The following is a 23,518-nucleotide window of genomic DNA, read 5'->3' as shown; positions in this document are numbered from 1 at the left end:
AAGGAACATACGTTCGACTCGGCAGGTGTTTGATCAAACGTACCGGCGCAGCAGGTCCTCCTCGGTCTCGCGCCGCACGATCGGCCGCGCCACCCCGTCGTTCACGGCGACGACCGGCGGGCGGCACACCTGGTTGTAGTTCGAGGCCAGGGCGTGGTGGTAGGCGCCCGTCACGGGCACGGCGAGCAGGTCTCCCGCGTGCACGTCGTGCGGCAGCAGCACGTCCTCGGCGAGCACGTCTCCTGCCTCGCAGTGCCTGCCGACGACCGTCACCGGCTTCGGTTTCCCGCCTCGCCCGACCAACCGGACGGAGTACTGGGCGCCGTACAGGGCGGGGCGCGGGTTGTCGCTCATGCCGCCGTCGACGGCGACGAACGTGCGCGTCAGGCCGTGCTTGACCGCGCACACCCGGTACAGCGTCACGCCGGCGTTCGCGACGATCGACCGTCCGGGCTCGATCAGCACACGCGGTGGCGGCACGCGGTGGACGCCGCACTCGTAGTTGAGGGTGCCGAGGACGCGGTGCGCGAACCCGGCGAGGTCGAAGGCCTGCTCTCCCGCCAGGTAGGGCGCGCGGAAGCCGCCGCCGAGGTCGAGCTGGGAGATCCTGGTGCCGCACGAGGCGATCAGGCCGACCATGCGCCGCACGGCCTCCTCGTAGCTCGCGACGTGCCTGACCTGGGAGCCGATGTGGCAGTGCAGGCCGACGAGCCTGAGCGACGGCTGCTCGACGACGCGCAGAACCGCTTCGAGCGCGGCACCGGACGCCAGCGAGAAGCCGAACTTCTGGTCCTCGACGCCGGTCGCGATCTTGGCGTGCGTGCGGGCGTCGACACCGGGCGTCACGCGGATCATGACCTCCTGGCCGCGCGTGGCCAGTGCGCCGAGCTGGGCGATCTCGTCGAACGAGTCGACGACGATCCGGGAGACCCCGTGCTCCAGCGCGGCCTTCAGGTCCTCGGCGGTCTTCACGTTGCCGTGCATGACGATCCGCTGTGCCGGGAAGCCCGCGGCCCTGGCGAGTGCGAGCTCTCCTGCGGACGACACGTCCAGTGAAAGCCCTTCCTGCGCCATCCACCGGTAGACCTCGGGGCAGGGCAACGACTTGCCCGCGAACACCACCTCCGCGTCCGGCAGCGCGGCGCGGAAGGCCCTGGCCCTGGTGCGGACCGTCTGCTCGTCCAGGACCTGGCACGGGGTGCCGAAGCGAGCGGCCAGCTCCGTGGCGGGGACTCCACCGATGATCAGGTCCTGGCCGGCGATCCGGGTGCCGTCCGGCCAGAGACCCCGTTCCAGCACCGGTTCGGTGGAGCATCCGATGCTGGGCAACAACTCCGCGAGTGTCATGCGTTCAGCACACGCCTGCCGGGCGTTCCTGCCCAGGTCCCGGACGAGTCCCTGACACTCGCGGTGGTGACCTTGACGCGATCCTGATGGACGGCGTGGCGGGGGCCACAGCTCAGTGCACGCAGCAGCCCAGCGGTGTCACCGGCGCGTCGACCGGCTCCTGTGCCGCCGCCTCGATCTCGTGCAGGATCCGGGTCCTCTCGGCCGGGCCCAGGTAGCGGCCCCGGCTGACGACGGCGTGGATCCGGCTGACGTTCGTGATGTCCCGCAACGGGTCCGCGTCCAGCACGACCAGATCTGCCTGCTTGCCCGGCGTGACCGTGCCCGACTCGTGCTCCCGGCCGAGGCAGCGCGCGGCCTCGCTGGTGGCCGACCGCAGTGCCTGGTCCGGTGTGAGGCCCGCCCGCACCAGCAACGCCAGCTCGTCGTGGAGCGAGAAACCGGGGAACACGTAGGCGAACCCCGCGTCCGTGCCCGCGACGACACCGACTCCCGCCGCGTGCATCTGCTGGAGCAGGCGCATGCGGGCGTCGCCGAACTTCCGCAGTTCCGCGACCTCCTCGGGCGTGCGGGTCGGCCGGCCGGACATGATCGCCTGCCACTGCGCGCGCAGGTCGACGGGGATGTAGCGCATGCGTTCCAACGCTGTGGGGTCGTTCGTGATGTCCTCCGGCGAGCGGGACATGTTGCGTTCGACGAACAGCGTCGGCGACTGCCAGGTGCCGTTGCGGACCATGGCCGCGAACAACTCGCGTGCCCGTGCCGGTGAGTGCGTCGCGACGGCCTCCCGTTCGATCCGGCCCGCGTGACGGCCCCACCAGTTCGGGTCCGCCGGGTCGCCGGGCAGGGCGCGGAGCCGGGCGTACAGCGAGTCGGCGTCGTCCGAAGTGGACGTGAACAGGTTGTAGAGGTGCTCGTGGGTGTGCTGGGCCAACGCGTCCTGCACGGGCACCCGCGCCGGAACGTGGCCGGCGAACGGGATCCTGAGCCGACGCGCCTCCTCCGCGATGACCGCGTGGCACTCCGGGGACAGGAACGAGTACACCTTGACGAAGTCCGCTCGCGCGTCCTTCGCCCTGCGCACGGCGGCACGCGCCTCGGCGGGGGTGCTGACGACGTCCGCACCGGGCCAGATGGCGCCAGGACCGTCGACGATCGTGCTCGCGACGACCATCCGCGGGCCCAGCGTCTCGCCGGACTCGATGCGGCGACGCGTCTCGTGCGTCTCCGGCTGGCCCCACATCTCGCGGATGCCCGTGACGCCCTGGACGACGTGCAGCGGCGCGACCGTGTTCTCGAAGAACGTCGCGTGGGTGTGCAGGTCCCACAGGCCGGGGATCACGTACTTCCCGGCGAGGTCGATCACCCGCACGCCGCGTGGGATCTCGCGGTGGTGACCGGCGGCCAGGATCCGGTCACCGGCCAGCACGACGGTCGAGTCCCTCGTCGGTGCCCGGCCGGTGCCGTCGATCAGGGTGGCCCCGCGCAGCACGGTCACCCCGCCCGCCGCCTCCGCAGGCTGCCCCACGGCTCCCAGCGCCACCGCGCCGAGAGCGCCCTTCCCCAGCCAGGACAACACGTCCCGGCGTGCCACGTCCCCCATGGCTCCACCTCCCCGTGCTTCCACCGTAGCGACGTCGGGGAGGTGGAGCAGTGGGGCTGGCCCCAGGATCTACGGTTTCGTCCACACCGCCACGTAGTCGACGAGCATCGGCCGGCCCGGCGTGGTCTGCGCGGTCGGTGTCGCCCGGCCCGCCACGCCGTTCGGGAACGCGCCGCCCATCGCCACGTTCAGCAGGATGAAGTAGCCCTGGTGCGACGTCATGTTGTTCCACGAGGTGGCGTCCATCTGGTTCTGCCGCACGGTGTGGAACTGCTGGCCGTCGACGTACCACCGCAGCTGGTTCGGGCTGACCGAGCGGTCCCACTCGAAGCGGTAGGTGTGGAACGCCGACTGGCACGTGCTGCCGGGGCAGGCACGCGACGCGCCGAGGCCGTTCGTCTCGTTGCAGGGGCCGCCGGGGTTCACGCCGCAGTGCAGCACGCCCCAGACGCTGTTGACGCCGTTGACGTTCTCCATCACGTCGAACTCACCGATGCTCGGCCAGTTCCAGTAGTTGCCGCGGTACGGCGAGCCCAGCGCCCAGAACGCGGGCCAGTAGCCCAGCGCGGGCGTGCCGGTGATGTTCGGCATCTGGATGCGGCCCTCGATGCGCAGGACGCCGCCCGCCGGTGCCTTGAAGTTGGAGCGCCGGGTCTCGATGCGTCCCGACGTCCACTCGCCCGAGCTGGACCGCAACGGCGTGATCCGCAGGTTGCCGGAGCCGTCGAGGGCGAGGTTGGCGCGGTCGTTGGTGTAGCGCTGGATCTCGCCGGTGCCCCAGTTGCCGGGGCCACCTGGGTAGCCGTGGCCGGTGTCGACGATCCAGTTGTTGCCGTTCGGGGCGCTGTTGTTCGCGCCGTTGAAGTCGTCCGACCAGGCCAGGGACCAGCCCGTCGGGGTGGGTGGGACCGCTGCCTGCGCGACTCCGGCGAGTGGGAGGACCAGGGCCAGTCCCAGCAGGGCGCGCGTGAGTTTTCGAGCCACGACGATGACCTCTCTGTCACGATCGTGCGGCAGCGGACTTCCATGGAAGCGCTCTCACGGCTCCACGTCAACCGGTCCTGTGCCATCGTCGGGGTCATGACGCTCGACGAGGTGGCCGATCTGCTCCCCGCCCGCGGCCTGGTCGCGGTCGACGGTGTGGACGGCGCGGGCAAGACGACGTTCTGCGACGACCTGGCCCGAGTGCTGCGGTCGCGGGGCCGTGAGGTGGTGCGGGCGTCGGTGGACGACTTCCACCACCCCCGTGCGGTCCGCTGGGCACGCGGGAAGACTTCGCCAGAAGGCTTCTTCCTGGACAGCTTCGACCACGAGCGGTTCGTCTCGTACCTGCTGGAGCCGTTCGCCGCCGGAAAGCCGTTCCGGCGCGCGAGCCACGACCTGGCGACCGACGAGTACGTGGACGCGCCGGTCGAGGTCGCGCCGCCGTCCGCGTTGCTGCTGGTGGACGGCGTTTTCCTGCACCGCGACGAACTCGTGGGGCGCTGGGACTTCTCGGTGTTCCTGCACGTCGAGTTCGCGGTGTCCTTCGCGCGCATGGCCGTGCGCGACGGCTGCCCGCCCGATCCGGACCACCCCGCCAACCGCCGTTACGTCGAGGGTCAGCGCCTCTACCTCGCGCGGTGCGATCCGAAGGCGCGCGCACGGCTGCTGATCGACCACCAGGACGTGATATCCACTCGCTCGTGATCAAGCCAGTGCGTCGTGACGAGACATGGCACCGCCCGGCCAGGACCGGCTATCCCGACCCCGTGAAGATGCTCGGGTACGTGTGGCCGCGCGTCGAGGAACTGCGCGGCACGCCCCGCGAGGAGTGGCCCCGGCCGGAGGCGCTGGCGGAGGCCCTGGTCGAGCTGGCGCGGTACTTCGAGGAGGCGGGATGGGACGACCTCGCCCTGCGGACGCACCACGAGGTCCTGGAGTTCCGCCGCGAGCTCGGTGACACGGAGCAGCTGCGGCGCGTGCTGACCGCGTTGCGCGACAACCTCATGCGGCACGAACGGTATGAGGAAGCGCTCGCCGTGACGCAGGAGGAGTTGCCGCTCGCCCAGCGGCTGGCCGTGCCGGGCAGGTACAGCACCGAGATCGCCAACGTCGCCCGGTACTGGATCACCAACCTGCTGGGCAAGCTCGGCAGGCACGCCGAGGCCGCCGAGAACGCCCGCGAGGCGATCGAGGAGGTGCGTGAGCAGCAGGAACCGATCGAGCACGCGTCGCCTCCCGGCTACCGCCTCGCGCACGCCCACAGCGAGTACGCGCGCCGTCTCAGGACGATCGGCGAGTACGAGCGGGCTGCCGGCGCGATGGCCGAGGCGGCCTCGTTCTGGCGCCGGCACGACGCGCCGCTGAACTGCCACACCGCGTTCGACGAGCTCAGCCTCCTGCAGCTGCGCCTCGGCCGGTTCGAGGACGCCCGCGCTTCCTCCACCGAGGCCGTCGAAGCGTTGCGGCACAACACGGACTGGACCTCCCGCGACAACCTCGCCGCGGCGCTGCACAACCACGGCAACCGGTTGCACGACCTCGGCCTCTTCCCGGAGGCGGTGGAGACCGCGCGGGAGTCGGTCGACCGCTACCGCGAACTCCTCGCCGAGGCCGAACGCCCCGCTCTCGTCATGAAGATGCGGTTGCGGGTGTCGCTCGCGCTCGTCAGTCTCGGCAGCCGGCTGCACGACGTCGGCAGGCTCGACGAGTCGCTCGCGGCCAGCGACGAGGCCGTCACCCTCGCCACCGGTGATCGCGACCTCGCGCGGGCGTGGACCAACCGCGCCAGCCTCCTCATCACGCTCGGCTCCCACGCCGCAGCCGCACAGGCCGCCGCGAAGGGCATCGACCTGTACCCCACCGAGGACGGTAAGGCCATGGCGCGCAACACGTTCGCCCTCGCCTCAGCTCACGCGGGCGATCTGGACGCCGCGTTGGAGGCGTCGCTGCAGGCGGTCGCCCACTACCGGGAACAGCACGCGGAAGACCCGTACGAGTACGCCTACCTGCTGGCCGACGCGCTGACCGACCACGCCGTGATCCGCGGTCTGCGGTCCGAACCCGCGCAGGACGCGATCACCGAGTCCCTGGCGCTGAACGAGGAACTCGCCGCGCGTCACCCCGCCCGTTACCAGCGCGAACTGGACCGCGCGCGGTCGGTGGCCTGCGGCTAGAGAACGCGGACGTCCTGAGCGGGAAGGCCGTTCCACCACCGCGCGTACCGCCGGTAGACCTGGGGTTCCCTGTCCCCCAGCAGCTTGCGCAGCAACGCGGCCTCCTCGGCGAGTCCGGTCCAATCGTCCTCGCTCAACGCGTGGAACGAGGACGCCTCGATCCCGCCGTCCTCGGTGGGACGCCACACCCCGGCCACGTGCCCGTCCACGAGGAGGGTGGGCAACGTGTCGCCGTTGTTGCGGATGACGAGCTTGCGGTACGGCTCCGGGATGATCCGGCTGCGGTCGGCGTAGGCGAGCAACGTGCTGTCCCACATGGCCATCAGCCGCGGTGGCGCCGGCGTGTCCTCGTCCGGGACCGTCCCGTTCGGAACGTCGTAGAGGCCACCGGTCTCGGTGAGGTCCAGCAGTGCCAGCGCTTCCCGGATCGTGGTGCGCGGCAGCATGGTGAACTGGTTCATGTCGAGCACGGTCGCGGGCCCGAACCCGGTGAGGTAGCGGCGCAGCATCTCCGCGACCGCCGCCGTCCGTTCCCGCGGCTCGGTCGTCACGGCCTGGTAGGACGGCCGCAGCCCGAACGACCACGGCCCACCCGTCGGTGCGTGCACGAGTCCACCGTAGGTGCGCAACGCCCACCAGACGCCGGGCTGGCCGACGTCGCCGACGTGCGAGTGCAGCAGTTCCTCGATCTCCGCCTTCTGCCGGGGTGTAGACGCGAACTCCAGCAGGTGCTCCAGCAGCGCGTCGGCCTGCTCGATCGTGACGCCCATCGCCTTGAACCGCTTGTCGTACAACCGGGAGGCGCGCAACGCGGGCAGCATCGCGTGGTGGAACACCTCGTGGTCCGCGGCCGCGACGGCGTGCAGGGTGATCCGCATCAGCGACGCCTTGCGGACCGCCCCGCTCGTGAACGCCTCGTCCAGGCCGGCCGGGTCGAAGCCCTCGACCCGGTTCCACAGCGCGACGTACGGCGACGCGGGTTCCTGCGCCTGGATCGCCACGACCCGGTCCACGGCCGTCAGCAGGTCGACCGGTTCGCGCCGCAGCAGCATCTGCCGGTCGAGCGTGGCGCGGTTGAGCTGACGTGCGGTGAAGGTCATGCCGGAGATCCTCGCTCACCGCAGCTTCGACGGCCACCAGATCCGGCCGCCGATGTCCACCGACAACGCAGGCACGAGCAACGACCGCACCAGCAACGTGTCCAGCAGCACGCCGAACGCCACGATGAACGCGATCTGCGTCAGGAACAGGATCGGCAGCACGGCGAGCGCCGCGAACGTCGCCGCCAGCACCACGCCCGCGGACGTGATCACGCCACCGGTCAGGCTGAGTCCGCGGATCGTCCCCTCGACCGTGCCGAGCTTCTGGGTCTCCTCGCGAACTCTGGTCATCAGGAAGATGTTGTAGTCGATGCCCAGCGCCACCAGGAACACGAACCCGAACAGCGGCACCACCGGATCGGCGCCGGGGAAGCCGAGGACGTGGTTGAACACCAGCGCCGACACGCCCATCGTGGCCGCGAAGGACAGCACGACGGTCGCGATCAGCAGCAACGGCGCGAGCAACGACCGCAGCAGCAACGCCAGGATCAGGAAGATCACGGCCAGCACGATCGGGATGATCAGCGTCCGGTCGTGCTCGGAGGTCGTCCGGGTGTCGAGCAACGTCGCCGTCGGCCCGCCGACCTTCGCGTCACTGCCGTGCACCGCCTCGCGGATGCGTCCGACGGTCGCCACGGCCGCGTCCGAGTCCGGCGCGTCCTTCATGATCGCCTCGATGCGCACGAGCCCGTCGGCCGTTCCGGTGGGCCGCACGGTCGCCACACCCTCCACAGTGGACTTCTGCACGACCTCGGCGGTCCTGCCCTCGGGAGCGATGATCACGGTCGGCGAGCCGGTGCCGCCGGGGAAGTGCCGGGACAGCACCTCCTGACCCGCGACGGACTCGACGTCGGTCAGGAACACGTCGGACTGCGCGGTGCCGGACGCCTTGAGCTGCGGCAGGAACGCGGCCCCCGCGAGCAGCACGAGCGTCGTGACGATCCAGATGGCACGCGGCTTGCGGCGCACCAGGTTCGCCGTGCGGCCCCAGAGCCCGCTGGTCTCGGGGTGCTCGGAGCCGTACTTCGGTGCGAACGGCCAGAAGGCGACGCGCCCGAGCAGCGCCAGGACCGCGGGCAGGAACGTCATCGTGGTCAGCAGCGCGGCGCCGATGCCGATGGCCGCGACCGGTCCGAGCCCCTTGTTCGAGTCGAGGTCGCTGAACAGCAGGCACAGCACGCCGAGGATCACCGTGCCGGCGGACGCGGCGATGGGTTCGACGGTGCCGCGCCAGGCCGCCTTGATCGCCTGGAGCCTGTCCTCGGTGTCGCGCAGCTCCTCGCGGAATCTCGACACGAGCAGCAACGCGTAGTCCGTCGCCGCGCCGAACACCAGGATCGACAGGATGCCCTGGCTCTGGCCGTTCAGCGCCAGCACGTCGTTCTTCGCGAGCAGGTAGACGACGAAGCTGGCCAGTCCGAGCGCGAACACCGCCGACACCAGCACGACGACCGGCAGCAGCGGGCTGCGGTAGACGACGAGCAGGATCAACGCGACGACCGCGCCCGCGACGATCAGCAGCAGTCCGTCGATCCCGCCGAACGCCTCGACGAGGTCCGCCACCTGTGCCGCCGGGCCGGTGACCAGCACCGTCAGCCCGTCCGGCGCGCCGCGGGTGCCGTCGCGGATCTGGAACACCGAGTCCTTGACGTCCTTCGCCGGGTCGAGCAGCAGGACGACCTGCGCGGCCTCGTTGCCGTCCGGCGCGGGGATCACCGGCGACGCCTGGAAGCCCTTGGTCTGGTCGGCGAGGTAGCGCCGGTCCTCCTCGGTCAGCCCGCCCTTGCGCTCGACCACGACGATCGCCGGGATGGCGCTCTGCTGCTGGAACTTCTTCTGCAGCTCGGCGACCTGCGTGGACTCGGCGGAGTTGGGCAGGAACGCGCTGCTGTCGTTCTCCGAGACCTCGGACAGCTTGCCCGCGTACGGCCCGGTGAAGCCGCCCAGGGCCAGCCAGACGACGAGCAGGACCCCGGCGAGCACGCGCATCAGATTTTCCTTCGATCGTCGAACGTTTCGATGGCCGAAACAGTAAGCTGTGATCGTGAGCGATGCAACCGACTACGAGCTGAGCATGATGCTGCGCGCGCTGGTGATGGAGTCGAACCGGTTCCTGGAGATCTTCAGCGCCGCCCACGAGTTGCATCCCACGGACATGACAGCGCTGAACCTCATCATGACGTCACCCATGACACCCGGCACGCTGGCGAAGGCGCTGAACCTCAGCGCGTCGGCGACGACGTCCGTGCTGGACCGCCTGGAGAAGGCCGGCCACGTGACGCGCGAACGCGACCCGCAGGACCGTCGCCGCGTCGAACTGCGGGTGCTCGACGCGGCGACGGCGCTGGCCGCGACGTTCTTCCAGCCGCTGGCCCGCGAGTACGCCTCGGCATGGGAGCGGCTGAGCCCGGAGCACCGCCGGGTCGTCGCCGGGTTCCTGGCGGCGACGACCGAGGCGACCTCGCGGGTGCGCGAGTCGGTCAGCTGAGCCGTCCCGGCGGCAGCGTCCGCCCGCAGACCAGGAGCAGCAGGTCCTGCGCCTGCCCTCGCACCGGCGTGCCGTCGCCGAACGTCCAGTCGAGATCGGTGGCCTCCAGGCGCTTGCCCTTCAGGTCCGCGCCGAAGTACCTGACGCTCGCCGGCGTCATGCCGTCGAGGATCGGCCTCAGCCGGTCGTGCGGCACCGGCCGAGGCCGAGCGCGACCGTGATGTCCAAGCCGTGGATGACGTCGTGGCTGAGCGCGCCGACCGGCCCGCCGCCGGGTGGCGTCCACGGGTGGTCGATGTTGGCCTTCAGGGCGTTGAGCAGATCATTCGTCGGGAGTTGCGCGTCCTTGCGGGCCATGCGGTCCGACGCGTGGTTGAACCGGCCTCCCGACTTGAGGATCTCCAGGAGCACCCTCGTCCCCTTGGAGCGGAACGGCAGTGTGGTGTGGGCGACCACGTGCCTGGTGGTCCAGCCCGCGCAGAGGCTGGGTGCGTCCCACTGGTCCTCGGTGAGGCCTTCGAGGAGTTCCGCCTGGTCACGTCGTTCCGCCCTGATCGCGGCACGGATGTCTTCGGTCATGCCCTGGTGTACGAACCGGCCGGCGGAAACTCATCGGTCGAGTCGCAGGAATCGGCCCTCGGTCAGCGCTGGCGTCCCGCGCGTTCACCCCGCTGCCGCGAACTGGCGGGACACGTAACCGAGCCAGTTCGCACGCAGGGAACTCCCGAGCCGCGACTGGGGTGCGAACAGGTCGAAGGCGTGGTACGCGCCCGGATAGAGGTGCAGTTCGACCGGCACGCCGTGCTCGCGCAGGCGCATCGCGAAGTCGAGGTCCTCGTCCCGGAAGCAGTCGAGTTCACCGACCGCGATGAACGTCGGCGGAAGCCCGGCCAGCTCCGTCGCCCTGGCCGGAGCGGACGACGGTGCGACGTCGTCGGTTCCGTACCTCTCCCCCAGGATCGCCTTCCAGGCGAGGACGTTCGTCGCCCGGTCCCAGATGCCGATGCCGGTGATCTCGTGACTCGACGCGGTCCGGTCGCGGTCGTCGATCATCGGGTAGAGCAGTGACTGGAACAACGGGGCCGCGGCGCCGCTGTCGCGGATCAGCAGCGCGGTCGCCGCCGCGATGCCGCCTCCGCCGCTCTGGCCCGCGATGCCGATCCGCGCGCCGTCCAGACCCAGCCGCCCCGCCTCCCGCCCGAGCCATCGCCAGGCCGCCAACCCGTCCTCGGCCGCACCAGGGGCCTGCGTCTCCGGGGCGAGCCGGTAGTCGACCGCGGCGATGGCACAACCGATGGTCTCGCACAACGGTTTGAGCCACGAGTCGTCCTGGGCCGCGAACCCGAGGACCTGTCCGCCGCCGTGGAACCAGACGAGCACGGGCAGCGGTCCGCCGGCCGTCAGCGGGCGGAGCAACCGGATCGGCACGTCCGGGCCGTCCGGCCGGGTCGCGAGGTACTCTTCGACCGCGACCGCGGTCGGCACCTCGTCGGGGGCGACGAACGACAACAGGGCCTCGCGGGTCGCGGGGATGTCGGTCAGGTCGAACAAACCGTTGGGCCCCATGGGCAACGCCTTGAGCGTCCCGGCCAGCTGCGGGTCGACGTGAAGACGGCGATCGGTCATCAGTGATCTCCTGAAGTCCATTGTGGTGGGACGTTCGTTTCAGGCGGCGGGAATCAGATGGCGGTCCGGCCGCCGTCGACGGCGACGACCGCACCGGTCATGAAGCTCGCCCGGTCGCCTGCGAGGAACGCGACCACCTCGGCGACCTCGGAGGGAGTGGAGGCACGAGCCATCGGCACCGTCTCGGCGAAGGAACTGATGTCGTCGCCCAGCAGAGCGACCAGCTTCGAGGTGTTCATCGGTCCGGGCGAGACGGCGTTCACCCGCACCTTGCCGGTGGCGAACTCCGCCGCCCACACCCTCGTCAGGGACTCCAGCGCGGCCTTGGTGGCTCCGTACGCGCCCAGGCCCGGCATGCCGATGCCCGCGGCGGTCGAGGAGATGTTGATGATGCTTCCCCCGCCGTTCGCCACCATCTTCGGCGCCAGCGCGGCGGTGAGCAGGAACGGCGCGTGCACGTTGACGGCGAACGCCTCCAGGTACTGCTCCCACGACTTCACCTCGGTCAGACCGGAGAGCATGATCGCCGCGTTGTTGACCAGGACGTCGACCGCTCCGACCTCGTCGGCCAGGCGCAGCGCTTCCTCACTCGCGCTCAGGTCGGCCCGCACGAAGCGAGCCCTGGCGCCGATGTCGGCGATGACGTCAGCGCCCCGCTGTGAGTCGCGGCCGCTGACCACCACCGCGGCTCCGTGGTCGGCGAGCTTCTTCGCCACCGCGTGGCCGAGGCCACCGACAGCGCCAGCTCCTGTGACAAGGGCCGTCTTTCCCGTGAGATCCATGAGGTTGTCCTTCGAGTACGACCGGCAAGTGATGGGACCGGGGTCCCATCACGACGGTAGCACGCGACGGGACCCCGGTCCCATCACCTAAGGTGAGCCCATGAGCAGGTGGGAGCCGAACACCGGAGAGCGTCTGCGGGACGCCGCACTCGAGCTGTTCCTGGAACGCGGTTACGAGAACACCACGGCGGCGGAGATCGCCGAACGGGCGGGAACGGCGAAGAGCACGTTCTTCCGCCACTTCACGGACAAGCGCGAAGTGCTGTTCGCCGGCCAGGATCTGCTCGCCCGGCTGTGCGCGGAAGCGATCAGCGGTGCCGACGCCGGCACAGGAGCGTTCGACCTGCTCGCCGCGGCACTACGCGCGATGACCACCGCGTTCGACCAGAGCAGGCGCACCTGGTACCGGCAGCGTCAGACGGTCATCGCGGACAACCACGAACTGCGCGAACGGGACCTGCTCAAACGCGAGGTGCTCACCGAGGCGATCGCCGTCGCGCTGCGCACGCGCGGCCTGGCCGCACCGACGGCGGACCTCACCGCGGAGGTCGGCCACCTCGCCCTGCGCGTCGCGTACTCCCGCTGGATCAACGACGCCAGGGACCACGACCTGGGTGTACTCGCGGACGAAGCACTCGGTGAACTGAGGACGGCCGCGACCGTCGTGTTCTGATCCCCGGAAAGGACTCCGGCTCACACCTGCCAGCCGGAGTCCACAAAGGATTCGATCGCCGGGCCCGCTACTTCTCGGCGTCACCCCGGAGCTCGGCCAGGCTGCTGACCAGCTGGAGGTACGAGGCGACCTCCGAGCTGTACGAGATCTCGTCGAAGCTGTTCGCCACGGCGAGGCCGTCCACCACCGCTCGCCCGAGGATCGCCAGCTTCTGCACCAACGCCTTGTCCGCCTTGCGACCCTTCGGCGCGAAGATCGGAGTCAGCGCGCTCACCCACGACGCGTGGGCGTTGTCCCGGATGCGCTGGACGGTGACCCGGATCGCCTCGTCGTCCTTCTGCGGCCCGACGGCGACGACGACCAGGAGCCTCAGGTAGTCGGGGCGCTTGTCCAGGGTGCGGCAGGCAGCGGTGAACCACGCCTCGAAGCGCTTCAGCGGAGCCAGGTGGTCGAACGCCGACGGTCCGGGGAACAGGGCGTGCAGCTCCTCGGACGTGCGCTCCAGCAAGGAGGCGAGCACGCCCAGCTTGTTCCCGAAGTGGTAGTAGATCGAGCTCGCCGGCAACCCCGAGCGCGCGCACAGGTCCGAAACGGACATGCCGTCATAACCCTTGTCGGCGATGAGAGCGTGCGCCGCGTTCAAGATGACGTCACGACTGCTCAGGTTCGTAGCAGTTCGCGCGGAGCCGGATTCCCTCACCATGCGCGTCATGATAGGGCCGAGCGACTCACGCCCGCCTCGCACGTGATCATCCCAGCTCGGATGGCCTTCACTCCCGTAACTCGACCGGCACCCTTATATCAGGTTGCTTGCCTAAGTATCCTGATATAAGGTTCCTTAGGTACGAGTCAGCAACCCCTGGAGCGACCATGTCGACCACCGTCCCCGCCGGAAGCCTCCGGCCCGTCCGCACCGAGTCGCACGCGATCGAGACCGAAGCCGGAACGGTCGAACTGACCGTGCAGGACCGCGACCGCACCCGCCCGTACCTGCTGCTGCACGGCGGAGGCGGCGTGGCGACGATGGCCGGTCTCGCCGATCTGCTCGCCGAACGCACCCACGCACGAGTGCTGCTGCCGACCCATCCCGGCTTCGGCGGCACACCGAAACCGGCGGAGCTGGACACCGTCATCGGCCTGGCCCGGACCTACGTCGCCCTGCTCGACCGGCTGGAACTCAGCGACGTGACCGTGATCGGGAACTCCTTCGGCGGCTGGCTGGCCGCCGAGATCGCCCTGCTCGACAGCCCGCGCGTCAGCGGCGTGGTGATCGTCAACGGGATCGGCATCACCGTCGACGGCCACCCCCCGACCGACCTCAGGGGCCTGTCCCTGCCCGAGATCCAGAAGCTCTCGTGGCACGACCCGGGCAAGGCACCACGCCCGGCCGCCGGCGCCCCCGGCCCGAGCCCCGACCTGCAGGCGCTGCTCGGCTACACCGGCCCCGCCATGTCCGATCCCACCCTGGTCAAGAGGCTCGGCGAGCTCCACCTGCCCGTGCACGTGGTGTGGGGAGAGAGCGACGGCATCGTCGACCTGGAGTACGGCCGGGCGTTCGCCGACGCGATCGAGCTGTCGACCTTCACCACCCTGCCCCGCAGCGGGCACCTGCCCCAGCTCGAAACGCCGGAGGAACTGCTCGGCGCTCTGCTCGACCTCGGCAAGCGACTCTGAAGGAGACGGCCATGACCACCACCCTGAGCGTGACGCGGATCGGGCACGCCTGCCAGCTGATCGAGTTCGGCGACATCCGCGTCCTCACCGACCCCTGGTTCACCCAGAGCGCGTTCTACTACCCAGGCGAGCCGCTAGCCGCCACTGTCGAGACGCTGGGCCGCATCGACGCCCTGGTCATCAGCCACGAGCACTACGACCACTGCGACCTCGACGCACTCGTCGCGGGCGGGTTCGACCTGTCCACCCCGCTGATCGGGCCGGGCACCGTCGCGGACATCGCGCGCACCAAGGGTTTCAGCGACATCCGCGTCGTCGAGGCGTGGGAGTCCGCCTCGGTCGGCGACCTCACCGTGACCGCGACCCCCGGCAAGCACGGCGTGCACGAGGTCACCTTCGTGCTGCAGGCGGGCGGACGATCGGTGTTCTTCGGCGGCGACTCGCTGCGCGTCCCCGAACTGGACGAGATCCCAGGACGGTTCGGGAAGTTCGACCTCACCCTCCTCCCCACGAACGGCCTGTGCATCCGGCCGCTGAACCTGGCGCAGGCCGTCATGGACGCGGAGGACGCCGCCGCGCTGACCGCCGTGCTCGCCCCGACCGTGGCCGTGCCGCAGCACTACGCGTTCCACAGTGGACAGCTCGGCGACCGGATCGTCACCCGCGGCGACCGCGATCCTCGCCACTACGCCGACGCCGTCGCACGACTCGCTCCGTCGGTCAACGTGCAGATCGCGATGCCGGGGACGCGGATCGTGGTCCCGCTCGACGACAGGTCCTGACCGTGCCGTTGCGAAGGAGCGCTCGCCGCCCCGTCCGCGTAGGGTCGCGGATGTGATCGAGGCGCTGGAGCCGTTCCGGGTCGAGCTGACCGGCTACTGCTACCGCATGCTCGGCTCCGGCTTCGAGGCCGAGGACGCCGTGCAGGAAACACTCGTGCGCGCATGGAAGGCGTTCGACAGCTACGACTCCGCGCGCGCGTCGCTGCGGACGTGGCTCTACCGGATCGCCACGAACATCTGCATCGACATGCGGCGCAGCGCTCAACGGCGTGCGCTGGCGGTGGACCTGGGGCCGGCCGGCGGTCAGTTGGGCGCTCCCCTGCTGGAGAACGCGTTCGTGCAGCCGGTGCCGGACTCGGTGGTGCTGCCGGAGGACCAGGCGATCCGGCGGGAGACCGTGCGGCTGGCGTTCGTGGCCGCTCTGCAGCACCTGCCTGCGCGTCAGCGTGCCGTGCTGATCCTGCGCGACGTGCTCGCGTGGCAGGCCTCCGAGGTCGCCGCGCTGCTGTCGGTGTCGGTCGCGTCGGCGAACAGCGCGTTGCAACGGGCGCGGGCGACGCTGCGGGTCGTGGACGCCGGCACGCCGCTGGACGTGTCCGATCCGGTGCAGAAGTCGCTGCTGCGGCGCTACTGCGAGGCGTTCGAACGGCACGACGTGCGGACGCTGGTGGCGTTGCTGCACGAGGACGCGACGATGTCGATGCCGCCGTTCAGCTGGTGGCTGCGCGGGCGCGGGCCGATCTCCTTGGCGTTGAGCGATCCCAACGCGGCGTGTGCCGGTGCGTGGCTGGTGCCCGTGAGCGCCAACGCGTCGCCGGCGTTCTGGCAGATGCGACCTGGCCTGGACCGGCCGTTCGGGCTGGTCTTCCTCGACGTGCGGGGCGGGCTGGTCACGGGCACCACGACCTACCTCAACGTCGAGGAGTTGCTCCCGCTCTTCGGCTCACCGATGAGTTCCGGACGGCCGCTCCGTATCTCCTCTGACGACTAGTTCTGGAGGAAGTCCATGGCGATCCAGCCCATCATCGTGACGCCCGGCCTCGACCGCCTGCAGGCGTTCTACGCGCAGGTGCTCGGTGCCGTCGAGGTGTTCCGGCAGCCGGAGGAAGGTCCGGTCTTCTACAAGACGTTGCGGATCGGTGACGCCGAACTGGGGCTCGTGACCGAGGAGGTCGACGTGACGGTGCGGTCGCGCATCCTGTTGAGCGTCGACGTGGAGGACGTCGACGCACTGTTGCCGCTGGTCGAGGCGGCCGGTGGCCGGGTGAAGGGACCCGCGAACGACATGCCTTGGGGGCAGCGCGTCGCGCACGTGTTCGATCCGGACGGAAACGCGGTCAACCTCACCCAACAGCTCTAGTCTGGCCTGCATGATCCGAATCGTGCCGTCGGACGAGGTGCCGTGGGAGGACGTCGAAGCGATCTTCGACAGTTCCGAGCCGAGCAAGTGCCACTGCCAGCGCTACAAGGTGAAGGGCTGGATCTGGCGCGACTCGACGCTCGACGAGCGCGTCGCCGCCCACGAGGAGCAGTCGGCGCGCGGCAGCGGGCTGGTGGCCTACGTGGACGACCAGCCCGCCGGCTGGGTGGCGGTCGAGCCTCGCCCCGACTACGCGAAGCTGCTCGGCATGCCCATTCCGTGGAAGGGTCGTTCCGAGGACAAGGACGACGACGGCGTGTGGGCCGTGACGTGTTTCGTGGTGCGCAAGGGGTTTCGCCGGCAGGGACTCACGTACGAGCTGGCGGCGGCGACCGTGGAGCACGCGCGGTCGCACGGGGCCCGCGCCGTCGAGGCGTATCCGATGTTCGCCGCGGCGGGGCAGAACGTGACGTGGGGCGAGATGCACGTGGGCGCGCGGCAGGTGTTCGAGGAGGCCGGGTTCGTGCAGGTGACGCACCCGACGAAGCGGCGTTTCGTGATGAGGGTGGACTTCTGATGCGGTTCGACGAGATCGTCATCCGGACCGAACGGCTCGACGTTCCGGCACTGGCCGCGGGCGACGGGCCGATCGTCGTGTGCTGGCACGGTTTTCCCGACCACCCGGTGTCGTTCGGGCCGGTGGCCGAACGGCTGGTCGCGGCCGGCAGGCGGGTCGTCGCGCCCTTCCTGCGCGGACACCATCCATCCACTGTGGACCAGATGCCGTTCGGTGACGGGCTGACGCTCGCCGCGGACGCCGCCGCCGTGAACGCCGCGCTGTCCTCCGAGCCGCTCGACGTGATCGGGCACGACATCGGGGCCGGAGTGGCAGGACGGCTCGCGGCGACCCGGCCGGAGCTCGTCCGGCGGGTGGTCACGATGTCGGTGCCGCCGCCCGCGACGTTGCGCCGGATCTTCGACGAACCCGCGCAGCAGCAACGCTTCTTCTACCTCTTCATGTTCCAGGTGCACGGTGTGGCCGAGACGCTGCTGAACGACAAGCTGCTCGACCACCTGTGGCGCACGTGGTCACCGGGGCTGGAGGTGCCGGACTACGTCACGGAGATGTACGCGGACCCGGCGATCAGGGCCAACGCCCTGAAGCTGTACCGGGCGAACTTCGACCGGTCGCTGCACGACCCCGCGCTGGCCGATCTGGCACCGCTCGCGGAGAAGGCGGCGGAGATCCCGATGCTGGTGCTCGCCGGGGCGGACGACGGGTGCATCACGCCCGACAACTACGCCGGCGCCGCCACGGGCCTCGCTCCCGGTTCACGGGTCGAGGTCGTGGCGGGCGGCGGGCACTTCCTACAGCTGGACAGCCCCGACCAGGTCGCGGCGCTGGCGCTGGACTGGTTCCGCTGACCTGCGGATCCGGCCCCACGGCTTGAACACGGACAGGAAGTAGGCGAACAGCAGCAGCGTCGGCGCCACCACGACCGGGTGCAGGATGCCGGACGGGATCACGGCGGCAGGGTCGCCCGCGAGCATCCGCTTGCCGATCTCGGCGGCCTCCCGCACCCCCGGCCGGAGCGCGAACGCGATGAGCAGCGACATGCCGGCGTTCAGCACGAGCTTGATCGCGACCCACCAGTACCGGACGAGGCCGTACTTGCTGCCCAGGCCCAGCACGACGCCGGAGATCATGCAGACGACGCTGGCGCCGAACATCGGCCAGATCGCGAAGAGGTCGACGGCCTGGATCGCGACGCCCGCGGTGCCCGAGTCGCTTGTGGACAGTGCGACCACGACGAGGATCCCCAGCGCGAGGTCGATGCCGAGCCACGCCGCCGCGGACAGGACGTGCACGAGCAGCACGGCTTTCCGGGCGCGGCCGCTCAGCTTGCGGGTGGTGGCCATCGCGATGCACTCTCCTTCTCTCGTGGTGTCGAGTCCTACTCTCGTCACCACGAGGGGCGGCATCATCCGCTCACGTTCTGATTTCGCGTACGTCAGATTGCGTACTCGGCTGCGCGGTCCGGACGTAGCTGACCTGCAGCAGTGTCAGCTGCCGAGCGCTCACCGCCATGGCGCCGACGTTCGGCAGCTCCGTCGTCGTCTCCTGGCCGGCGGCCCGGTACTGCACGGGGCCGCTGATCGTGAGCTCGCGGTCCGCCACGTCCGCCGCCGCCCGGCTGTAGGTCAGCAGCCACCCGGCGACGTAGGTGCCGTCCGACAGGTGGCAGCCGACGTGCACCCGGCAGTCGGGGTGAGCCGTGAACAGCCGCCCCCACGCCGACAGGAACGGGGCCTCGTTCCTCCTGCTCAGCCGGTCGAACGCCGGCCCCGCGACCAGGACCGCCAGCAGGGTCGCGGCGGCGACCAGTCCTACACTCCAGATCCAGAGCGCCACGTGGTGCTTCACCGCGTAGTCACCGGGTTTGCCCAGCAACGCGGTGAGGTCGACCGTCCGCCGGGGCGAGATCGTCCACACCGCCAGCGCGAGGGACAGCACGACCAGGTCGCACACCACGCTGACCGCCACCATCGCCACGGTTTCCCGCAGTGCGGAGAACTGCCGCTCCGGCCCTGAGCGCTCACGCCGCGCGCTGTACGCGAAACCCGGGGTCAGCAGTGCGACGAACAGGACAAGCCCGAGCAGCGTCGTGGGGACCATGCCACCCTCCCAGTGGGGCTCCGCGATCTATGATTGTGTCACGAAGATCTTTTCGCCAGCCGGATGGAGCAGACCGTGTCGCAGCAGCCGGAAGCGGACCTCTCCGACATCGACTTCTCCGACGACGGTCCGACGGACTTCCGGGGACAGGCCGTGGCGGGGCACGCGCAGCTGCCTCCGACGGCGGACGAGCCTCCTCCCCCACCCCCACCCGCGAAGCACTGACCGGAGTCGTTCACGCCCAAAGGGCGGACGGGTCGCGCTACGGTCGTTCGGTGGACATCGATGTTCTTCGGGCACACGCGGCGGAACTGCTCGCGGAGGTGCGGGAGAGGCCCACCCCTGAAGCCGCACGAGCCGCCGCCGAGGCATCGCGCGCGGTGGTGCTGAACAGTCCACCGGACGATCTGCGCGCACAGGACATCTGGTGGCTCGGCTGGGCACTCGTCAAGTGGTGGGACGTCGACGGCACGCCCGGTCTCTTCGACGAGGCCATCAGGATCTACCGCGTCGCGGCGGACCTCCCCTCATCACGCGAAAGCGCGGTGAAGGCCATGGTTCTCGCGTGGGGCATGCGCGCGGAACGGGATCCGTCGCGAGCCACTCTGGACGCCGCTCTCGCCGAGGTGAGCGCGTACGCCGGCGAGTTCCCCGAGGCCGCGGACCAGGAAGCCGACCTGCTCGTCCAGCGCTACACCATCGCGTACAGCCCTTCCGACCTCAACGAGGCGATCACCAAGCTGGACGCGCGGTCGCGGCGTTCCGAGGACCAGCGGACCCGGTTGCTGCTGGCCACCCTGCTGCGCACCAGGTTCGACTCGTTTCGTTCCGAGGACGACGTCGTCCGCGCGATCAGCCTGTCCGTGAGGTCGATGCTGGCCGCCCACGAGCAGAACGACGAGGAGCGGCGGCTGGAAGCGGGCAGGGTGTTCGCGGACGGGTTGTCGGACCTGCCCGGCACGCCCGGTGCGGTCGCGGCCACCGTGAGCGTGCTGGGCGACGCGCTGCACGAGCAAGGCGATCAGCGGTTCCACCAGGAACTCGTCGCCGTGCTGGTGACGAACCGGTACAAGGCGAGCGGCGAGCCAGGTCTCCTGAAAGTGCTGCTCGGGCTCTGCACCGAGGCGGGATTCGACGACGCGAACGGGCTCTTCGCGAGGGAGACCGTGCTCGCGTGGGCTTCGCACCGGCAGGACCGGTACGCCCCGATCGAACTCGGCCACCACGAGATCATCGTTCTGCTCGGGCTGTGCGCGCACGCGATCAGAACGCACGTCGCCTTCGATGATCTCGTCAACTTCCTGAACGTGCAGCTCATGCTGATCGCCAACGTGTGGAGCAGCTCGGCGGCCGACCTGTCCGCCGACGCGCTGGAAAGCGCCATCACCATCATCGAGCCGGTGGTCGACGTCCTCCCCGCGGCCGGCCGCCCGCCACTGCTGTCGACGCTGTCGATGCTGCACCTGAAACATCTGAACCGCGTGGCGCAGCCCGGCGACCCCAAGGCGTTCGTCGAGGTGAACCGCCGCCTCGTCGCCGAGGGCCACCCGAATGGACTCACCGGGCTCGCGAACGCGCTGGTCACGAGTTATCAGCGGACCGGAGCCGACTCCGACCTGGACGAGGCTCTCGGCATCTTCCAGGAGCTCGGCGGCCAGGACTACACGATCGTTTTGGTGCACGCGAACGCACTTGTGTCGCGGTTCGACCGCGGCCAGGACCGCGAGGACTGGCTCACCGCGCTCAGGTTGCTGGACCGGCCGGGCGAGGACCTTCCCGACAACCGCAGGGTTCGCGCGGGTTCCGCCGAACTCGTCCTGCGCCTCCACGAGATCGCGCACGCGGACTCCTCGCCGCTGCCCGCCGAGATCGGGCAACCGCTGTGCGCACTGCTCACGCGAGCGATCGTGATGGTCGAGGACGCGCGGATGTTCGACGAGCTCCGCCACCGGATCGACGTGATGCACGCGGAACGGCCCGAACTCCGGCAGGGGATCGCGGAGGGTGCCGAGCACGCGAAGTGGACGTTCGCCGCCTCCCTGATCGGCTCGCACGCGGTCAGCGTCCCCGTGGACGACCTCGATCACGCGATTCGCCTGCTGGGCGAACTGCTGTCGGAGAAATCGGGGACTCAGTTCCGCGCCGCTGTTCTCTCCACTCTCTCCGGTGCGCACATCTCGCGGTTCGCGAAAACGGGCGACCGCGACGATCTCGACCGTTCGATCACGGCGATGCGCGAGGCGGCGCGGCTTCGGCCGGACGCACCGTTGATGCTGACGAACCTGGCGCACAAGCTCTCGGAGCGGTTCGACGTCATGGGCGGCAGGGCCGATCTCGACGAGTCGATGGCGTTGTACGAACACGCCGAGACGCTCGTCGACGACCGCACCGCCGCCTGGATGAGGTTCAGCGTCCACAACGGACTGGCCGGAACCTGCCGGAAGCGGTTCGAGTTCACCGCCGATCCGGCGGACCTGGACCGCGCGCTCACCGCGATGCGTGCCGCGCTCGCCGCCCTGCCCGACGACCACCCGGACCGGGCCATGGCGCAGCACAACCTGTCCGGGTCGCTGCTCTACCGGGCCGCTCAGGGGCTGAGCGCTGATCCGGAGGAGATCGTGGAGCTGGTGAGCGCCGCCCTCGAAGCCACGCCCGCCGGGCACCCGGCGTCGCACGGGCGGAAGGTGTCGCTCGCGCAGGCCCTGTTGCACCGTTCGGAGACTCAGGCCGCGCGTCCGGACGACCTGGCCGACGGGCTGCGGATCATGCGGGACCAGCTGACGGAGTACGGACCGGACGAACCGAGGCGGTTCGAGACGGCCTACCTCCTCGCGTCCGCGCTGAGCCTGTACGGAGGGTCAGCGACCGAAGCGGTGGAGCTCTACCAGTACGTCGTGCGCGCGCCCCTGGCGGCGGCGCAGACCAGGCTCCGCGCCGGCGTGGCCTGGGCGAGGATCGCGGAGAGCGGCGGCTCCGCTGCGGACGCGCTCGACGCCTGGGAGGACGTCATCCGGTTGCTGGGCGTCGTCGCCTGGCAGGGGTTGCCGCGCAGCGACCAGGAGCAGTTCCTGGCCAGGTACCAGCACCACGCCGCCCAGGCCGCCACGTTCGCGATCGGCACGGGTGATCTGGGGCGTGCGCTGGACTTCCTCGAACACGGCCGGTCGATCCTGTGGCAACGGGACGAGGAGCCACGAGCCCCGCTGGAGCTGGGTGCCGGCGAGTCTGCGGTGGTGCTCGTCGCGGACGACGAACGCGGCCACGCGCTCCTCGTCGGACCCGATGGCGTGCGGGCGGTCGAGCTCCCGGGCCTGGTGACGTCCGAGGTGGATCAGTGGTGCGATGCCATGGAGACCGCGACCAACGCGCTCGGCGTGGGCGACCAGGAGATCTACCAGCAGGCCCAGCAGGCGGCGGCCGCAGTTCTCGACGGGTTGTGGCACTCGGTCGTTGATCCGGTGCTCGGGGCTCTTCCCGAGGCCAAGGGCCGGAGGCGGCTGTTCTGGTGTCCGACCGGACGGCTGGCGATGCTGCCGCTGCACGCCGCGACCGACGCCGTGACCGGGCGTTCCTGCCTCGACCTGGCGGTGTCGTCGTACGTGCCGACCATGGGCTCTCTCGCAGCCGCGCTCGCCCGTCGCGGCGGTGGGCGGGAGGTCGAGGAGTTCCTCACCATCGCGGTCGACGACCACCCCGACGAGAAGCTCGCTCTCGTCCACGTCAAGGCCGAGGTCGCGACCGTCGAACGGCTGCTTCCGGGTGCGCGGCACAAGGCGTTGCTGAACCTGCAGGCCACCCGCGGAGCCGCGGCCGAGGAGCTCGCACGGCACCGGTTCGTCCACGTTTCCTGTCACGGAGCCCATGACCCGAGCTCCCCTTCGGCCAGTGGCATCGTGCTGTCCGACGGGGTGCTGAGCGTCCTCGACATCGCGGAGGTGCGCACCGACGACGCCCAGTTCGCGTACCTGTCGGCGTGCAGGACGGCCATGGGCGCGCCAGAGCTGTCCGACGAGTCGATCCACCTCGGTGCCGCGTTGTTCCTCGCCGGGTTCCGCCAGGTCGTCGGCACGCTGTGGGCCGTGGGCGACCAACTCGCGGCCAAGGTCGCGGAGGCGTTCTACCGCAAGGTGGCCGCATCGGGGACGGACGCCGCAGCGACGGCCATCGGTGAGGTCGCTCTTCTCGTCCGGGCGCAACGCAAGGCAGAACCGTTGCTGTGGGCTGGTTACGTCCACATAGGAACGTAGA

General features: G+C 70.1%; 24 protein-coding genes. 12 read left to right on the top strand and 12 right to left on the bottom strand.

Translation table 11 applies throughout. From position 1 onward, the window contains the following. Positions 1-33: 33 nt before the first annotated feature. The 3 genes from lysA to ACFWN2_RS09910 form a co-directional block, all read right to left on the bottom strand. A complete protein-coding gene (gene lysA / locus ACFWN2_RS09920; RefSeq protein WP_382426309.1) occupies positions 34-1,347 on the bottom strand; it encodes a diaminopimelate decarboxylase in 1,314 nt (437 codons plus the stop codon). A gap of 112 nt (positions 1,348-1,459) precedes the next feature. Continuing rightward, positions 1,460-2,950 (bottom strand): amidohydrolase family protein, encoded by a 1,491-nt coding sequence (locus tag ACFWN2_RS09915; RefSeq protein WP_382426308.1) that lies wholly within the window; start codon positions 2,948-2,950, stop codon positions 1,460-1,462. Between the two features lie 69 nt (positions 2,951-3,019). Next, on the bottom strand, positions 3,020-3,934 hold the full coding sequence (locus tag ACFWN2_RS09910) for a glycoside hydrolase family 16 protein (RefSeq protein WP_382426306.1): 915 nt from the start codon (positions 3,932-3,934) through the stop codon (positions 3,020-3,022). Between the two features lie 96 nt (positions 3,935-4,030). Here ACFWN2_RS09910 and ACFWN2_RS09905 point away from each other — a divergent pair, with 96 nt between their 5' ends. Both ACFWN2_RS09905 and ACFWN2_RS09900 read left to right on the top strand, forming a co-directional pair. Then, positions 4,031-4,639: a uridine kinase gene (locus ACFWN2_RS09905; RefSeq protein ID WP_382426305.1), complete on the top strand. Its 609-nt coding sequence runs from the start codon at positions 4,031-4,033 to the stop codon at positions 4,637-4,639. Then, positions 4,636-6,108 (top strand): hypothetical protein, encoded by a 1,473-nt coding sequence (locus tag ACFWN2_RS09900; protein WP_382426304.1) that lies wholly within the window; start codon positions 4,636-4,638, stop codon positions 6,106-6,108. The genes ACFWN2_RS09905 and ACFWN2_RS09900 overlap by 4 nt, the downstream gene beginning before the upstream one ends. On the opposite strand, the gene ACFWN2_RS09895 is transcribed toward ACFWN2_RS09900, so the two are convergent. Beyond that, on the bottom strand, positions 6,105-7,208 hold the full coding sequence (locus ACFWN2_RS09895; protein ID WP_382426302.1) for a winged helix DNA-binding domain-containing protein: 1,104 nt from the start codon (positions 7,206-7,208) through the stop codon (positions 6,105-6,107). The two genes, ACFWN2_RS09900 and ACFWN2_RS09895, sit on opposite strands and share 4 nt — an antisense overlap. Before the next feature lie 15 nt (positions 7,209-7,223). Then, the gene (locus tag ACFWN2_RS09890) at positions 7,224-9,197 is read right to left on the bottom strand and encodes an MMPL family transporter (RefSeq protein WP_382426301.1); all 1,974 of its coding nucleotides are present in this window, start codon (positions 9,195-9,197) and stop codon (positions 7,224-7,226) included. A 55-nt stretch (positions 9,198-9,252) separates the two neighbouring features. Between ACFWN2_RS09890 and ACFWN2_RS09885 the strand changes: the two genes are divergently transcribed. Beyond that, a complete protein-coding gene (locus ACFWN2_RS09885) occupies positions 9,253-9,696 on the top strand; it encodes a MarR family winged helix-turn-helix transcriptional regulator (RefSeq protein ID WP_382426299.1) in 444 nt (147 codons plus the stop codon). Here ACFWN2_RS09885 and ACFWN2_RS09880 read toward each other — a convergent pair. The 4 genes from ACFWN2_RS09880 to ACFWN2_RS09865 form a co-directional block, all read right to left on the bottom strand. Further along, entirely contained in the window at positions 9,689-9,856 is a 168-nt protein-coding gene (locus ACFWN2_RS09880; RefSeq protein ID WP_382426296.1) for a hypothetical protein, read from the bottom strand. The genes ACFWN2_RS09885 and ACFWN2_RS09880 overlap by 8 nt on opposite strands. Positions 9,857-9,873: 17 nt before the next feature. Continuing rightward, entirely contained in the window at positions 9,874-10,275 is a 402-nt protein-coding gene (locus ACFWN2_RS09875; RefSeq protein WP_382426294.1) for a maleylpyruvate isomerase family mycothiol-dependent enzyme, read from the bottom strand. 84 nt (positions 10,276-10,359) lie between these two features. Then, entirely contained in the window at positions 10,360-11,322 is a 963-nt protein-coding gene (locus tag ACFWN2_RS09870; RefSeq protein WP_382426292.1) for an alpha/beta hydrolase fold domain-containing protein, read from the bottom strand. Positions 11,323-11,375: 53 nt separating this feature from the next. Continuing rightward, complete coding sequence (locus tag ACFWN2_RS09865) at positions 11,376-12,104, bottom strand: SDR family NAD(P)-dependent oxidoreductase (RefSeq protein WP_382426290.1); 729 nt, start codon at positions 12,102-12,104, stop codon at positions 11,376-11,378. Positions 12,105-12,204: 100 nt separating this feature from the next. Between ACFWN2_RS09865 and ACFWN2_RS09860 the strand changes: the two genes are divergently transcribed. Next, positions 12,205-12,777 carry a TetR/AcrR family transcriptional regulator gene (locus ACFWN2_RS09860; protein ID WP_382426288.1) on the top strand — a complete coding sequence of 191 codons (573 nt, stop codon included), beginning with the start codon at positions 12,205-12,207 and terminating at the stop codon, positions 12,775-12,777. Between the two features lie 67 nt (positions 12,778-12,844). Here ACFWN2_RS09860 and ACFWN2_RS09855 read toward each other — a convergent pair whose 3' ends face one another. Then, positions 12,845-13,480 (bottom strand): TetR/AcrR family transcriptional regulator, encoded by a 636-nt coding sequence (locus ACFWN2_RS09855; RefSeq protein WP_382426286.1) that lies wholly within the window; start codon positions 13,478-13,480, stop codon positions 12,845-12,847. A 167-nt stretch (positions 13,481-13,647) separates the two neighbouring features. On the opposite strand from ACFWN2_RS09855, the gene ACFWN2_RS09850 reads away from it, so the two are divergent. The 6 genes from ACFWN2_RS09850 to ACFWN2_RS09825 are packed head-to-tail and all read left to right on the top strand — an operon-like array spanning position 13,648 to position 18,018. Further along, entirely contained in the window at positions 13,648-14,451 is an 804-nt protein-coding gene (locus ACFWN2_RS09850) for an alpha/beta fold hydrolase (RefSeq protein ID WP_382426284.1), read from the top strand. Positions 14,452-14,462: 11 nt separating this feature from the next. Next, the gene (locus tag ACFWN2_RS09845) at positions 14,463-15,233 is read left to right on the top strand and encodes an MBL fold metallo-hydrolase (protein WP_382426282.1); all 771 of its coding nucleotides are present in this window, start codon (positions 14,463-14,465) and stop codon (positions 15,231-15,233) included. Beyond that, positions 15,127-16,224 (top strand): RNA polymerase subunit sigma-70, encoded by a 1,098-nt coding sequence (locus tag ACFWN2_RS09840; protein WP_382427427.1) that lies wholly within the window; start codon positions 15,127-15,129, stop codon positions 16,222-16,224. The genes ACFWN2_RS09845 and ACFWN2_RS09840 overlap by 107 nt, the downstream gene beginning before the upstream one ends. Positions 16,225-16,239: 15 nt before the next feature. After that, the gene (locus ACFWN2_RS09835) at positions 16,240-16,593 is read left to right on the top strand and encodes a VOC family protein (RefSeq protein ID WP_382426280.1); all 354 of its coding nucleotides are present in this window, start codon (positions 16,240-16,242) and stop codon (positions 16,591-16,593) included. A 10-nt stretch (positions 16,594-16,603) separates the two neighbouring features. Further along, on the top strand, positions 16,604-17,170 hold the full coding sequence (locus tag ACFWN2_RS09830) for a GNAT family N-acetyltransferase (RefSeq protein WP_382426279.1): 567 nt from the start codon (positions 16,604-16,606) through the stop codon (positions 17,168-17,170). After that, a complete protein-coding gene (locus ACFWN2_RS09825; protein WP_382426278.1) occupies positions 17,170-18,018 on the top strand; it encodes an alpha/beta fold hydrolase in 849 nt (282 codons plus the stop codon). The genes ACFWN2_RS09830 and ACFWN2_RS09825 overlap by 1 nt, the downstream gene beginning before the upstream one ends. On the opposite strand, the gene ACFWN2_RS09820 is transcribed toward ACFWN2_RS09825, so the two are convergent. Both ACFWN2_RS09820 and ACFWN2_RS09815 read right to left on the bottom strand, forming a co-directional pair. Then, positions 17,962-18,513, bottom strand: a complete 552-nt coding sequence (locus tag ACFWN2_RS09820) for a hypothetical protein (RefSeq protein WP_382426276.1) — start codon at positions 18,511-18,513, stop codon at positions 17,962-17,964. The genes ACFWN2_RS09825 and ACFWN2_RS09820 overlap by 57 nt on opposite strands. A 70-nt stretch (positions 18,514-18,583) precedes the next feature. Next, the gene (locus tag ACFWN2_RS09815; protein WP_382426274.1) at positions 18,584-19,270 is read right to left on the bottom strand and encodes a DUF6338 family protein; all 687 of its coding nucleotides are present in this window, start codon (positions 19,268-19,270) and stop codon (positions 18,584-18,586) included. Positions 19,271-19,345: 75 nt separating this feature from the next. Between ACFWN2_RS09815 and ACFWN2_RS09810 the strand changes: the two genes are divergently transcribed. Together ACFWN2_RS09810 and ACFWN2_RS09805 are read left to right on the top strand one after the other, a co-directional pair. Beyond that, entirely contained in the window at positions 19,346-19,495 is a 150-nt protein-coding gene (locus ACFWN2_RS09810) for a hypothetical protein (protein ID WP_382426273.1), read from the top strand. Positions 19,496-19,545: 50 nt separating this feature from the next. Beyond that, the gene (locus ACFWN2_RS09805; RefSeq protein WP_382426272.1) at positions 19,546-23,517 is read left to right on the top strand and encodes a CHAT domain-containing protein; all 3,972 of its coding nucleotides are present in this window, start codon (positions 19,546-19,548) and stop codon (positions 23,515-23,517) included. Position 23,518 lies beyond the last annotated feature (1 nt).

Origin of the sequence: Lentzea sp. NPDC058436 (assembly GCF_042721515.1) — a bacterium.
In the GTDB taxonomy this organism is placed as follows: Bacteria; Actinomycetota; Actinomycetes; order Mycobacteriales; family Pseudonocardiaceae; genus Lentzea.
The sequence above is the reverse complement of the archived record's forward strand: the minus strand, read 5'-3'. Positions and strand labels throughout refer to the sequence as shown.